Genomic DNA, 13,610 nt, shown 5'->3' on the forward strand with positions numbered 1-13,610 from the left:
CAGGTTCACAGCGTCAACGTCAGCGAAAAAGTAAAATTGGAAGACGTACAATAATTTTTAATTAACTCCCTCAGCCGCTTACGCGGCAGCTCCCTCATAGAGGGAGCACAAGATAGCAAAGCTTTCGCTAAACTTTTTTGCCCCCTCTAAGAGGGGCAAGGTGAATTGGCCGCAGGCCAAGAGAAGGCGGCCTGGGCCGGCTGTCACCGAAGGTGACTGGGGGAGTTCATTCAACAAGGAGGTAACCACCCATGGACAAAGAACTGCAATTAGTATTCACCACCGACCAAGCTAAAAAGAAAATCATCACCGTCGCCAATCCCCGCGAGGACGTGACCCTGGACGAAGCGCAGGCCGCTATGCAGGTGCTCATCGACAACCCCGTCTTTGACAGCGCTAACGGCGAACTGGCCGAGATTGCGGAAGCCCGCATGCACACCTGCACCACCAGCGAGCTGCTGTAAAGTAATTAAGCTCACTACCCCATAATTTGACTCCCTCAGTCATTTTGCTACGCAAAATGCCAGCCCCCTCCTTGAGGGGGCACAAACCTAAAGCGAAATGCCAAAATAAATTGTGCTCCCTCTTTGAGGGAGCTGGCTGCGAGCTTGCGAGCAGACTGAGGGAGTAAGTATCAAAGGAGCTGATTTACATGGAGCTGGACAAGCTGCTGACCGCGGCCGCCGATTACGGCTTCCCCATGCTGGTGAGCTGTTACCTGCTCGTGCGCATGGAAAGCAAAATCGATAAGCTGAGCGCCAACATCGACGCCCTGACCCGCGTAATCGCCGCTAAATAACCAGCGCTAAAAATGCGCAAAAGCCGAAAGCTGGCAAAACTGCCGGCCTTCGGCTTTCTTTATACAACAAAAAGACCTGCACTCCGAAGAATGCAGGTCAGTATTAGCAAAAGCGCTTAGCCTTTGATTTGGGACATAACTTCAGCAGCGAAATCCTCTTGTTTCTTTTCGATGCCTTCGCCCAGTTGGAAGCGGGCAAATGCCAAAACCTCGGCATTGTTAGCTTTCAGCAGCTTGCTGATGGTTTGCTCAGGATCCTTAACGAAATCCTGGTCAACCAGGCAAACTTCCTTATAGTATTTGTTGATGCGGCCCATAACCATCTTCTCGATGATTTTTTCGGGTTTGCCTTCGTTTTTAGCTTGCTCAGCCAAAACCTCTTTTTCATGCTCCAGCTCAGCGGCAGGAACCTGAGTGCGCTCCAGATAGCTGGGGTTAGCGGCTGCAACCTGCATAGCGATATCCTTGCCCAGCTCGGCGGAGCCGCCCTTCATCTCTACCAGCACGCCGATTTTGCCGCCGCCGTGGATGTAAGCGGCAACCAAGCCTTCGGGAGCTTCGTACAGAGCGAAGCGGCGAACATTAATCTTTTCGCCAATCTTAGCGATGCTGGCGGTTACCAGGTCGGCAACGGTCTGGCCCTCAATTTCAGAAGCCAGCAGAGCGTCGATATCGGCAGGTTTAGTAGCTACGATATGAGCGGCAATCTTGGAAACCAGCTCTTTAAAGTTATCGGTCTTAGCTACGAAGTCGGTTTCGCAGTTTACCTCAACAATGGTGCCGGTCTTGCCGTCTTCGCTCAGGCAGTAACCAACAACGCCTTCAGCGGCGATGCGGCCTGCTTTCTTAGCGGCGGCAGCCAGGCCTTTTTCACGCAGGAAGTCGATAGCCTTATCCATATCGCCTTCAACGGCGGTCAGAGCCTTTTTGCAGTCCATCATACCTGCGCCGGTGCGTTCGCGCAGTTCTTTAACCAATGCAGCAGTAATTTGAGCCATTAGTAAATCCTCCTCAAATTATAAAGTGTAAATTATTCAGCGTCTTCAGCAGCCGCTTCTTCTTCAACGGCAGCTTCTTCAGTCTGCATACCTTGACGGCCTTCCAGAACAGCGTCGGCCATTTTTGCGGTCAACAGCTTTACAGCGCGGATAGCGTCGTCGTTTGCAGGGATTACGTGATCGATTTCGTCGGGGTCGCAGTTGGTGTCAACAGTTGCCACGATAGGAATGTTCAGCTTGTGAGCTTCCAATACGGCAATGTGCTCTTTGCGGGGGTCAACGATGAACATTGCGCCCGGCAGCTTCTTCATATCTTTAATGCCGCCCAAGTATTTGGTCAGCTTTTCCATTTCATGTTTCAGGCCGATAACTTCTTTCTTCGGCAGAACGTCGAAGGTACCGTCAGCTTCCATAGCCTCCAGCTTGCGCAGGCGGGCAATACGGGTCTGGATGGTTTTGAAGTTGGTCAGCATGCCGCCCAGCCAACGCTCGTTTACATAGAACATATTGCAGCGGGTAGCTTCTTCTTTCATAGCCTCTTGAGCTTGTTTTTTGGTGCCAACGAACAAAATGCTTTCGCCGGCAGCAGCAACTTCGCGAACGAAGTTATAAGCTTCGTCAACCTTCTTTACGGTCTTTTGCAGGTCAATGATGTAGATACCATTGCGCTCGGTAAAGATGTACGGAGCCATTTTAGGGTTCCAGCGACGGGTTTGGTGACCAAAATGAACACCAGCTTCAAGTAATTGTTTCATAGAGATAATAGCCATTTTTTGTTTCCTCCTGTTTTTCCTCCGCAGGGATGCATTTTTACCCATAACTACGCGGCTGACGCAGACAGCGGGCAAATTATCCTGCGTGTGTATTTTTACACTCGCAATATTTTATCATAAAAAGCGCTTGCCGACAAGCTGTTTTTGTGTAAAAGCGCAAAAAAACGTACATTTTTTACAGCTCTTTACAAAATGCGCCATAAATATACGGCGTAACACGCCAGCATCAGCGCCCCGCACCAGCGGTTCAGGCGGTACTTGGGCAGCACGCACAGCCACAGCAGCGCCGCCGTACCGATGGCCACATAAGTATCGAACTGGAAGGCGGCGGCAAAGGGAATATCGATAATCAACGCCGACAGGCCGACGACGAATAGGATATTGAAAATATTGCTGCCCACAATATTGCCGATAGCGATATCCGCATTGCCCCGGCGAGCCGCCGTCACCGATGTAAACAGTTCCGGCAGACTTGTCCCCAGCGCCACGATGGTCAGCCCGATAAAGCGTTCGCTAAGGCCTGCGTAAGCGGCGATAGCGCTCGCGGCGTTGACGGTAAGATTGCTGCCCGCAATGATTACCGCCAGCCCGCCCGCCGTAGCCAGCAGGCAGCGCTGCAAGGAATAGCCGTACTCCTGCAAATCGTCGTCCACCTTATTTTTAACAGCCATAGTATAAAGATAAATAAGATAAACGGCAAAGGCCAGGCACAGCACCATGCCGTCGGCCAGAGAAATTGTGCCGTCCATGCCCTGATACAGCAAAAGTCCGGTAATGCCTATCACAAAGGGCAGCTCCACCCGCACGGTCGAACGGGCGACGGCCAAGGGCGTAATTACCGCCGCCAAGCCTAAAATAATCAGGATGTTCATAATGTTGCTACCCACAATATTGCCAATAGTAATATCGGCGCTGCCCTTAATCGCCGCAGCAATGCTTACGGCAGCCTCCGGCGCGCTGGTACCCATGGCGACGATGGTCAGCCCCACCACCAGCTGCGGTATGCCAAAACGGGTAGCGATGCCTGCCGCACCCTCTACAAACCAATCGGCCCCCTTGCCTAAAAGCACAAAGCCCAACGCCAGCAAAGCAAACTGCAATAATAATTCCATAAGCTCCCCTTACTTCACAAACACAAACTCGTTGTCAGACGAAAGCTCCGGCCGATAGCGATAGCCGTAAACGTCAAAGCCCTGCACATCCTCCGGGCTTTGGGCGTTATGCTCGGCGCACCAGCGCACCATACTGCCCCGCGCCATTTTGGCCTCCGTCGCCTTCACCTTGTAGCCGCCGTCCGGTTTAGCGCAGCCAAAAATACAGGTGACAAAGCGCACATCGTCCGTCAGATAAGGCTCCACCGCCTTGCTGTATTCCTTGGACGCCAAATTTAAAAGCACCTTATCCTCCGCCGTCAGCGCGTCGTAAAGACTGCGCCCCCAAAACTGGTACAGATTTTTACTGCCTGCCGCCGCCAGCCTGGCCTGCATTTCCAAGCGGTACGGAACCACGCCGTCCGCAGCCCTTAATAAGCCGTAAAATCCGGACAAAATGCGCAGATGCTTACACACATACTCCCAGGCGTCGCGCTCCAGCACCCGCGGCCCCATATGCGTATACTGCAATCCGACATAAGCCAGAACTGCGGGCGTAAGATTGCGCTCCAGCCGCATATTTTGAATGCGCTCATAATTCTGCTGCGCCAAAGCGTCGTTGCAGGCCCAGAGCTTTTGCAGCTCCGACAGGCTCATCTGCCGCATAGCTTCCAGCAACAGCTTAGTGCGCTCCAAAAACTGCGGCACATTGCAGGCGCAGGCGTCAGTATCCACCTGCATCTGCTTGGCGGGCGAAATGATAATCTGCATAGCGTTACCTCAATTATCCAGCTCTTTTTTGCCTAAGTTATGCATGAGCAGCGCGACAAATTTTTTCGCGTCGGCGTTGAGCGCCACCTTAGCCGTCACGGGCGCGGCGCCCTTCTTCGTATTATGGAAGTCCGCTACCATACGACCGTCGCAAATGCCGCCGGAAATATCGATGTCCACATTAGCGTCCGCCAGCTCCGTAATGACGCTGGGGTCGATTAAATAAGCCACCGCCAAAGCGTCGTGGATGGGCGCCATATGATTGTCGTAGCGGTACAGCACCTTCTCGCCCACCGTCCCGGCGGTATGGCGCAAATTATAATTGCTTTCGGACACGTCGTTGACCTTCAAATTATTGATACGCAGCATTTGCAGCGTAGCGGCCTTTTCGGCGGCAGGCGTCCCCAAAGCCCGCAGCTGCTCGCATTCCTCATCGGTAATGCAGGCGCGCCAGGTAGCGTCCAGCGGCAGGATAACCTTGGGAATCTTGCTGTCCATAACGATTTTGGCCGCTTCGGGGTCGGCGTAAAAATTAAATTCCGCTGCGGCGCTGGCATTGCAGCCCGTATGCCCGCCGCCCATAATCACCAGCTTGCCAATTTTATCTTCCAGACACGGCTCGATGCGCAGCGCCATCGCAATATTCGTCAGCGGCCCGGTAGCCACCAGCGTCAGCTTTTCCTTCGCTTCCATAAAGGCTTTCACGAGGAAAAAGACGGCGTGCTCCGGCTGCGGCTTAATCGTCGCCTCCGGCATAGGCAGAAAATCGCCGTGGCAATCGTTCAAAGTAACGCGCGGCAGATTAGGCTTGCGCGTCGGTATCTGGTTGCAGATAATCGGATGCTCGCAGCCGCGATATACAGGTACGTCCGCGCCCAAAAATTCCACCACGCGCAAAGCGTTTTCCGTCGTTTTCGGCACAATGCGGTTGCCGTTGACCGTAGTAATCGCCATCAGCTTAACCTTTTCCGAATACAAAGCCAGCATAATGGCAATCGCATCGTCAGAGCCGGGGTCGCAGTCTAAAATAAATTTTTCCTTTTCCATGGATAATCCTCTCTTTCGCAATTAGATATTAAAGATATAAGAAGCAACACAGTTTACGATAAACGCCAGTACCAGCATCGGCGCGGAACGCTTTACCAGCTGGATGGGCTCGATACCCGCCACGCCGGCCACCGCAATCACAGCGCCGCAAACGGGAGAAGTAGCGCGGCCCAAAGCGCTGGCAATTTCCATCGGCAAAATCAGCGTCACGGCGGGCACGCCCAGCTTAGAGGCAATTTCCGGCGTCAAAGAGCCAAAAGCGAACAACGGAGCCGCGCCGCTGCCCATAATAACGGCAAACAAAAAGGTTATTAACGCCAGCACCAGCATAATGATAAAGACAGCGCCCTCCATACCGGCAGCATAATGGGCGAAAATACTGATGCCGCCCAGCATCTTAATGCCCTGAGCAAAGCAAGAGGCCGAAATAATAATCGCTACCACGCTGACAAAAATATCCGCCATCGCGCGCAAAATAACGACCACATCCTTGGGAATTTCACTGCGGTCGCTGCGGCGGCAGAACTCGATAACAAAGGTAATAAACATACCCATGATATTAGCCGTAATAACGTCAATCTTGGTCGAAGGAATAAAATAATCGGCAAAAACAATGGCCAGCGGAATCACCGGCAGCAGCGCGTAATACGTGGGCACGTCCGGGTTGTCCAGTTTGGTAATTTCCTGCGCCTGATATGTTCCCCTGCTCTTATCGCGGTTATCCATATATTTATAATAAAAGGGAATCAGCACAGCCATTACCGCGATAATGCTGCCCGCTACGGCCAGCTGATGCTTTAAGAATAAATCCACTACGTTCATTTGCAAAACGCCGGACATAAAAATCGTCGAACCGTCGTTAGGCCCGTAGTCGATGCAAATCAGCGACAGCACCGACGCCGACGTAATCGGCGAAATGCCGATGGCCATCAGTACGGGGAACACCGTAGCCAACAACAGTACGGACAGGCCTGCCTGGCTGGTGATAACCAGCTTTAGCGCCATGCCGACCAAATACATACCGCTGAGCACCAAATACTTATTCCGTATCTTGCTCAAGGGATTGCTCGCCAGATACGCCAGCTTGGTGGAAGCCTGGATATGCTTCATATACGCGGCGTACCCCGTAACCATCATAATAATCATGCCGATATTGGCGATATTGGTTTTAAAGCTTTGGCTCAAAAAGCCGAATACGTCCAAAAGCGGGCTTCCCATCGTGGTCTTGCCCAAAATCGGCGTGCCTGTCAAAGCGTTGGCCGCCAGCATAATCACAATACCGGAAGCGAAGAAAACAAAAATAGCGTTGTACTTTTTCAAAATAAGCCTGGCGACAATCAATGAAAAAATGACGGTCAAGCCAATAAGCAGCAAAGAATTCATGCGCAGCACCTCTTCAATGTAAATTTTATTGCATTATTATACCATAAAACAGATAACGGCAAAAGTAGGCTGGCGCCAGTTTTTAGCGGTCTGCATGATCAGCAACAATCTTTTTAGCTCATACGTTTCTGACAAAAACTGCCCACGGATTTTGTGGTGCGTCCGGCGCGGCAACACTTTCAGGTAAGGCAGCCTTTTCATTGCTTCCAGCAAAAACGCAGGCTGCATACCTTCATCGTACACAGCCTGCGCTGAAAATTTACTTTCTTATTTTCTCAAACTCTGCGCACTCATTGCACCGTGCGGCACAGGCACACGCCCATGCGTCCCGTATGCCCCTGCTCCGCCCTATGAGAACAGAACAGCTGGCTATTGTGCGCTGTGCAGACCTGCGCCACAGCAATATGCTGCGGCAGCACGCCGGCCTCTAGCAATATACTCCTATTGTATCCCCACAAATCCAGCAGATAATGTCCGTGCTTACCCGGCACATCGGTAAAAAAGCGCTCGTAGCCCTGCGCCCTGCCGCGCACAAAGTCGTCCACCTCGTAGCAGCATGCCCCAATGGAGGGCCCGATAGCTGCCAAAATATCCTGCGGCCTGCTGCCCAAGGCTTCCTGCATAGTTTGTACCGTTTTGGCGGCAATGCCGGCCACCGTACCACGCCAGCCCGCGTGAGCCAGGCCGATAGCTCCCGTGCGTTTATCCGCCAGCAGTATGGGGACGCAGTCCGCATAAAACAGCAGCAGCGGCACATCAGGCAACACCGCCACCAGCGCGTCCGTCCCAGCCACCGTATCTGCCAGGCTCAAGGCTCCCGCCCCCGCCGTGGCAGCGTCCACCACGGCCACCCTATCGCCATGTACCTGCTGACAGGTGGTAAACTTATTGGCGTCCACGCCCAACGCGGCGGCGAACAGATTCCTGTTACGCAGTACTTTGGCCGGGTCGTCGCCCACATGCAGCGCCAAATTCAGCGTACCGGGAACCAGGTCGCTTTCGCCGTGCAGGCGGCAGCTGCAGGCGTTGACAAAGCCAGCCTCGCTCAACAGCGGAAAGCTGCCGAACCAAATATTATCTTGCTGAGTAATAATAAAATTCTGCATAGCACTACTCCCGGCACACGCCGCAGCGGCGGCAGCCGTCGAAGCACATGGGCGTAAAACGCCCCTCTGCACCGCGCTCCAGCTCCTTCGCCAAATACTCCATGGTCACGCCCATATCGAGATGCTGCCAGGGCAGGGGCTGCCCCACCTGCAGTTGGCGTTCCGCCAGCTCCTCCGCGTCCAGGCCACGCTCCTTCAGCGCAGCCTTAAAGGTGATATTATCTGTATGGGCCTGGAGCAGAGCCTCGCCAATACGGCGGTCGCCCCGGGCCAGTACGGACTGAATTACAGTTTCCTTTAAAGATTCGGTAATCAGCTTAATGCGTTTATTTTTCTTTAAGCCGTCGTTAAGCAGCTTAAAACGCTTTTTCAGCGTGCGCACGCTGCACAGCGGCGACCATTGGTAAGGCGTAAAGGGCTTAGGCACAAAGCCGTTGACGCTGATAACCAGCTCGCCCTTGTTCCCCGCCGCGTCCATTTCCTTGCGGATACGCAGAATCATCTCCACGGTTTCCGCAATATCCTCGTCCTCCTCGCCGGGCAGGCCGATCATATAATACAGCTTGATATTGCGCATACCAGCCGCCGCCGCCAGCTCGATCGCCTGATAAACATGTTCTTCCGTAATGCCTTTGTTAATGGCGGCGCGCATTCTTTCGCTGCCCGCCTCCGGCGCTACGGTCATCGTCCGCTGGCCGCTGGCCGCCAGGGCTGCGGCAATCTGCGGCGTCAGCATATCCGCCCGCATAGAAGCCACGCTGAAAGGAATCTGCCGCTCCACTAAATAAGCCGTCAGCTCCGCCATCTGCGGATGGTCGCTGACCGCCGCGCCCATCAGTCCCACCTTTTTCGTGCGTGCGGGACGGTTGGCAATATCCCGCAAGATATTTTCCAAGCTACGGGGACGCGGCTTGCGGAAGCAGTACCCCGCCATGCAGAAGCGGCAGTGGCGGCCGCAGCCCCGCGCCACCTCCACAATATACATATCCTCAAATTCTGTCCCGCTGGTCACGATAGCCGACGTATGGGGATAAGCGTCGATATCCCGCACCCACTGCCGGGCAATGGAGGCCGGCGCGCCAGCCTGCGGCTGTAAACGCACAAACTCGCCCTGCTCGTCGTACTGCTCCTTATAATAAGAAGGCACGTACACGCCGGGCAACGCTGCCAAACGGCGCAGGCGTTCCTGCTTGCCGCTGCCTGCGTAAACAGCGTCCAAAATCCGCTGCACCGTTTCCTCGCCCTCGCCAATAACGAAAGCGTCGGCTACAGCAGCCAGCGGCTCCGGATTAAAGGTAGCGCAGGGGCCGCCGATAATCAACAGCGGCTCCTTTTCGTTGCGCTGCGCCGCCCGCAGCTTAATATTGCCTAAATCCAGCACGGTCAGCAGATTATCATAATCCATCTCGAAGGACAGCATGACGAAAATAACGGCAAAATCTGCCAAAGGCCGCCCGGTTTCAATGCTCAAAAGGGGCGTGCGGCTTTTAATATGCTCCTCCTGCATCCGCTTATCGGGCAAAAAGAAACGCTCGCAGGCGCTGTCCCCGCGCGCGTTAATCAATTGATATAAAATATGCATGCCTAAATTAGACATCCCCAAATGATAAACATTGGGGTAAACAAAGGCCACGGGATGGCGCAGCCCAGGCGGATAAGCCTGAGCGCCCCATTCCCCTTCCCTTGTAGTCTGCAAATAATTTTTTATCTTCCAGGACAAGGTAATTCCTCTCTCCTATTTACCAAGCTTCTTCTCGAACATATCGACCACAGTTTTCAGCACCTTCAAACGGGCGTAATACTTATTGTTGCCCTCCACCACGGTCCAAGGCGCGTAGGAGGTATCCGTGCGCACCAGCATTTCGTTGACCGCCTGCTCGTAAGCTTCCCATTTGTCGCGGTTGCGCCAGTCCTCGTCCGTAATCTTCCACTGCTTCATCGGGTCGTTCTGGCGTTCCGTAAAACGCCGCAGCTGCTCGTCCTTATCGATTTGCAGCCAGAATTTGGCGATAGCAAAACCATGCTCCGCCCATTGCGCTTCCATATCCTTAATCTCGTCGTAGGCCCGCTGCCATTCGTAATCCTTAGCGAAGCCCTCGATGCGCTCCACCATCACGCGCCCATACCAGGTGCGATCAAAAACGGCGATGTTGCCCGGACGCGGCAGATGCACCCAAAAGCGCCATAAATAATGGAACTGCCGTTCCACCACGTTAGGCGCGGCCACAGGATTCACGCTGAAGCCCAAGGGGTCAAGCGCGGCGGTCAGGCGCCGGATAGCCCCGCCCTTACCGGCTGCGTCCCAGCCCTCAAAGCAAATCACCGTGGGAATCTGCGCTTTGAACATTTCAATCTGCAGCTGCTTCAGACGCTTCTGGTATTTATCCAGCTTCTCCTTATACTCGTCCTTACTCATCTCCTGCGAAGCGTTGATTTTACTCAAAACGTCGTAGCTGGCGACTGGACGCGCTATCGCAGGAACGACGGCAGGCGTGTTCACAGCGTTTTCAATCGTTTCCACGATGGACGTAATGATTTCCAGCTCGGCGCTACGGCGGTCGTCGGCAGCGATCAAGTGCCAGGGAGCGTTAGCCTTATCCGTAGCCTCCAGCATTTTTTCATAACGCGCCAAAAATTCTTCGTAATCGTCGCTTTCGTCAATAGCCGGGCTGACGTCGCGCCAGGCCTTGCCCAGCGTCTTAGCATTTTTAGCGATATTCTGCTTTTGCTGCTCCGGCGAAATATGCAGAAAATATTTCAAGATAATATAATTATCATCCGTCAGCATTTTTTCAAAATTATTGATATGGTCAAAGGATATATTCTGGCAGCAGCGGCAGCGTTCCTCCTTCGGCTCCAGCTCGATAGCGTTCTTCAAATAATACCAGCTGCGGTGATACACCGCTATATTGCCCAAAGCCGGCAAATGCTGCCAAAAAAAGGTGAAGAACGGCTGCTCGTGCAGCTCCTCGCTCATACGCACGGTGGAATACACGTTAAAGCCGCGCGCGTCCATCTGCTGCATCATAGTATTGATAATAGCGCTGCGGCGGGCTCCGCGCCAGCCCTCAAAAACAATGATGATCGGCTTCTTGGCTTCGCGCGCCAAGCGTTGGGCGCGCCCCAAACACTCGCCCAAGTCGTCCATAATCCTATTGAATTCTTCCTTCGTCACCTTTTTCTTCATGTCCAGCTTTTCCAACATTTAAACATCATCTCCTAAACGTACGCTTCTTATAACATCTCTTCCGCACCGTATGGTTTAAGACTGCGCGGCTTATCCAAAACCTGCGACATGATAAAGCCCTGCACTAAAGCGCTGTGCTTTAACTTCACGCGCGGCCTCTGCGCCTCGTCCCGGCTTAAAGCGGCGCGATGAGCGCGGAAAGCTGCTGCCTGCGCGTTAAAGCGCGCTTCATTATAACTGTAATCGCCATTCGGGTCATAATACACTTTGCCTTTGTCATGCGCGAAGCTTTCTCCGTCCCGATGAATGCGTCCTTTGGCGGCGTGCGGAGCTTCGTCGTCGCGATGGACGCGCTGTCTTTCCTTGCGCGGCGAAATAACAATCTCCTGCGCAGAAGGCGCTTCCGCCTTCGCGGACTGCGCGGTTTCCGAAGTTTTTTGCAAACGCCGCTCAAATTCCGCTGCTAAATCCGGCTTCTTAGCGTCGGGCCGTTCCTCCCCGTATGCTTCCGACTCTTCTTCCTCTTCCTCGTAATCTGGTTCATCCTCCTGGCGCCGTCGCGACCCGCCCAGGATAGTTTGCAAAATGCCCCGCAGCAGCAGGAAAATTACCAGCATCGGGAAAACTGTTCCGATTATATCAAACATACTTCAACCTCGTTATTTGCCGTCAGGCTTGCCTGCTCCTTCCACAGCGTCGGGGCTGACCTCGGCGATAGTACGGCGCATCTGCGTATCGGCCTGAATATTATTCAAGCGGTAATAATCCATCACGCCCAGGCGTCCGCTTTCCAGAGCCGCTGCCATAGCTGCGGGCACTTTAGCCTGCGCTTCTACTACCTTCGCCTGCATTTCCTGAGTATATGCCTTCATTTCCTGTTCTTTAGCCACAGCCATAGCGCGGCGTTCCTCAGCGCGGGCCTGAGCAATGCGCTTGTCGGCTTCGGCCTGGTCGGTCATCAGCGCCGCGCCGATGTTGCGGCCTACGTCAACGTCCGCAATATCGATGGACAGGATTTCAAAGGCAGTGCCTGCGTCCAGGCCTTTATCCAAAACCGTCTTGGAAATGTAATCCGGGTTTTCCAGCACCTTGCTGTGATCGTCGCTGGAACCCACGTTAGTAACGATACCTTCGCCTACGCGGGCGATAATGGTAGCCTCGCCTGCGCCGCCTACCAAACGGTCGATATTGGCGCGCACGGTTACGCGGGCCTTAACCTTCAGCTCGATGCCGTCCTTGGCTACAGCGCTGACCACAGGGGTTTCGATAACTTCGGGATTTACGCTCATCTGCACGGCTTCCAGCACATTACGTCCTGCCAGGTCGATAGCGCAGCCGCGCTCAAAGCTCAAATCAATTTGCGCACGATGAGCCGCAATCAGCGCGTCGATAACCCTGTCCACGTTACCGCCTGCCAAATAGTGGGCCTCCAGCTGGTTGACGTTCACGTCCAGCCCGGCCTTATTGGCCTTAATCAGCGGCAGCACAATCTGCGACGCGGGCACGCGGCGCAGACGCATACCGATAAGATTAAAAATACCTACGTTAACGCCAGCGGCAATAGCGCTGATCCACAAGCCCAGCGGCACGAAGTTCAAAAAGACAACGATGCCTACGACTACCAAAACAAAAACGATACCGCTGCTAAAAATTACGTCGAATAACATATTCATGCGTCACTCCTTTACCCTATCGACAAAAATTTTACTGCCTTCAACTTTAACGATGCGCACCGGCGCATCCTTAGGCACATAATCGCCCAAGCTGCTGACGTCCAGGCGCTTGCCTTCTACCAAAGCCGTTCCGGCCGGACGCAAAGCAGTCAGCGTCACGCCCTGCTTACCTACCAAGGCCGACAAATTGCTGCCGCCGGTATACCCTTTGCTATTGGCCTGCCTGTCCCACAGGACGAATGGATTCCACTTGCTTTCACGCGGCAGGTACAGGCACAAAATTGCGATGCCCGCGGCCAGCAGCGCGTAAAATCCAACAATGACGAGCAGCGACTCCATGCCGCCGCCCAACACATAATAGCCGCCCCAGGTAAGGCACGCCATTCCGGCTATACCGAAAAAGCCGAAGCCGGGCACAACCATTTCAATCGCCAACAGGATTACGCCCGCTATTAAAAAATAATATTCAAGCGGCACAGGCACACCTCCTTAATTTACCTTACGCTTTATTATACCATGGCTACCGCGGCTCTGTCATCGTATTTCACTCGCCAATCGCCGGGTGCCAGACAAATGAAATAACCGTGCCAACTTTCGTCAACACGGTTATCATAATCATTTGAGCAATTCACGAACCATAGCGTTAATGATTTTAAACCAACTTTACTTATTATCTTTTAAAATAATCGGCAAAGTAATTATTAACGGCAACGTAGCCACTATAGAAATTAAACTGTACCCTTTGTCAAGGACATTTTTGAAAGAAAGAAAAGAAATTTCAA

The 13,610-nt window shown here is 53.4% G+C and carries 15 protein-coding genes; 2 read left to right on the forward strand and 13 right to left on the reverse strand.

Going from position 1 to position 13,610, the window contains the following annotated elements:
• The first annotated feature begins 251 nt into the window (after nt 1–251).
• Entirely contained in the window at nt 252–464 is a 213-nt protein-coding gene (locus tag Q4E64_RS11330) for a DUF2922 domain-containing protein (RefSeq protein ID WP_303168046.1), read from the forward strand.
• 188 nt (nt 465–652) lie between these two features.
• Nucleotides 653–799: a YvrJ family protein gene (locus tag Q4E64_RS11335; protein WP_303165848.1), complete on the forward strand. Its 147-nt coding sequence runs from the start codon at nt 653–655 to the stop codon at nt 797–799.
• 116 nt (nt 800–915) lie between these two features.
• On the opposite strand, the gene tsf is transcribed toward Q4E64_RS11335, so the two are convergent.
• From tsf to Q4E64_RS11400, 13 genes are all read right to left on the reverse strand, one after another.
• Nucleotides 916–1,797 carry a translation elongation factor Ts gene (gene tsf / locus Q4E64_RS11340; RefSeq protein WP_303168047.1) on the reverse strand — a complete coding sequence of 294 codons (882 nt, stop codon included), beginning with the start codon at nt 1,795–1,797 and terminating at the stop codon, nt 916–918.
• A 32-nt stretch (nt 1,798–1,829) separates the two neighbouring features.
• The gene (gene rpsB / locus Q4E64_RS11345; protein ID WP_303168048.1) at nt 1,830–2,567 is read right to left on the reverse strand and encodes a 30S ribosomal protein S2; all 738 of its coding nucleotides are present in this window, start codon (nt 2,565–2,567) and stop codon (nt 1,830–1,832) included.
• Nucleotides 2,568–2,755: 188 nt separating this feature from the next.
• Nucleotides 2,756–3,682, reverse strand: coding sequence for a calcium/sodium antiporter (locus tag Q4E64_RS11350; protein ID WP_303168049.1), 927 nt, complete (start codon nt 3,680–3,682; stop codon nt 2,756–2,758).
• Between the two features lie 9 nt (nt 3,683–3,691).
• Nucleotides 3,692–4,432, reverse strand: coding sequence for a peroxide stress protein YaaA (yaaA, locus tag Q4E64_RS11355; protein ID WP_303168051.1), 741 nt, complete (start codon nt 4,430–4,432; stop codon nt 3,692–3,694).
• Between the two features lie 9 nt (nt 4,433–4,441).
• Nucleotides 4,442–5,479 carry a nucleoside hydrolase gene (locus tag Q4E64_RS11360; RefSeq protein WP_303168052.1) on the reverse strand — a complete coding sequence of 346 codons (1,038 nt, stop codon included), beginning with the start codon at nt 5,477–5,479 and terminating at the stop codon, nt 4,442–4,444.
• 21 nt (nt 5,480–5,500) lie between these two features.
• On the reverse strand, nt 5,501–6,862 hold the full coding sequence (gene dcuC, locus Q4E64_RS11365; protein ID WP_303168053.1) for a C4-dicarboxylate transporter DcuC: 1,362 nt from the start codon (nt 6,860–6,862) through the stop codon (nt 5,501–5,503).
• A 36-nt stretch (nt 6,863–6,898) separates the two neighbouring features.
• Nucleotides 6,899–7,105 carry a hypothetical protein gene (locus tag Q4E64_RS11370; protein ID WP_303168054.1) on the reverse strand — a complete coding sequence of 69 codons (207 nt, stop codon included), beginning with the start codon at nt 7,103–7,105 and terminating at the stop codon, nt 6,899–6,901.
• A 47-nt stretch (nt 7,106–7,152) separates the two neighbouring features.
• Nucleotides 7,153–7,968, reverse strand: a complete 816-nt coding sequence (gene pgeF / locus Q4E64_RS11375) for a peptidoglycan editing factor PgeF (RefSeq protein WP_303168056.1) — start codon at nt 7,966–7,968, stop codon at nt 7,153–7,155.
• A gap of 4 nt (nt 7,969–7,972) precedes the next feature.
• The gene (locus Q4E64_RS11380; protein WP_303168057.1) at nt 7,973–9,664 is read right to left on the reverse strand and encodes a radical SAM protein; all 1,692 of its coding nucleotides are present in this window, start codon (nt 9,662–9,664) and stop codon (nt 7,973–7,975) included.
• A gap of 39 nt (nt 9,665–9,703) precedes the next feature.
• Nucleotides 9,704–11,173 (reverse strand): polyphosphate:AMP phosphotransferase, encoded by a 1,470-nt coding sequence (gene pap, locus Q4E64_RS11385; protein ID WP_303168059.1) that lies wholly within the window; start codon nt 11,171–11,173, stop codon nt 9,704–9,706.
• A 29-nt stretch (nt 11,174–11,202) separates the two neighbouring features.
• Nucleotides 11,203–11,802: a hypothetical protein gene (locus tag Q4E64_RS11390; RefSeq protein WP_303168060.1), complete on the reverse strand. Its 600-nt coding sequence runs from the start codon at nt 11,800–11,802 to the stop codon at nt 11,203–11,205.
• A 12-nt stretch (nt 11,803–11,814) separates the two neighbouring features.
• The gene (floA, locus tag Q4E64_RS11395) at nt 11,815–12,828 is read right to left on the reverse strand and encodes a flotillin-like protein FloA (protein WP_303168061.1); all 1,014 of its coding nucleotides are present in this window, start codon (nt 12,826–12,828) and stop codon (nt 11,815–11,817) included.
• Between the two features lie 3 nt (nt 12,829–12,831).
• Nucleotides 12,832–13,305 carry an NfeD family protein gene (locus Q4E64_RS11400; RefSeq protein WP_303168062.1) on the reverse strand — a complete coding sequence of 158 codons (474 nt, stop codon included), beginning with the start codon at nt 13,303–13,305 and terminating at the stop codon, nt 12,832–12,834.
• Between the last annotated feature and the right edge of the window lie 305 nt (nt 13,306–13,610).

The sequence above is a fragment of the Phascolarctobacterium sp. genome, from assembly GCF_030531065.1.
Lineage (GTDB): Bacteria > Bacillota > Negativicutes > Acidaminococcales > Acidaminococcaceae > Phascolarctobacterium_A.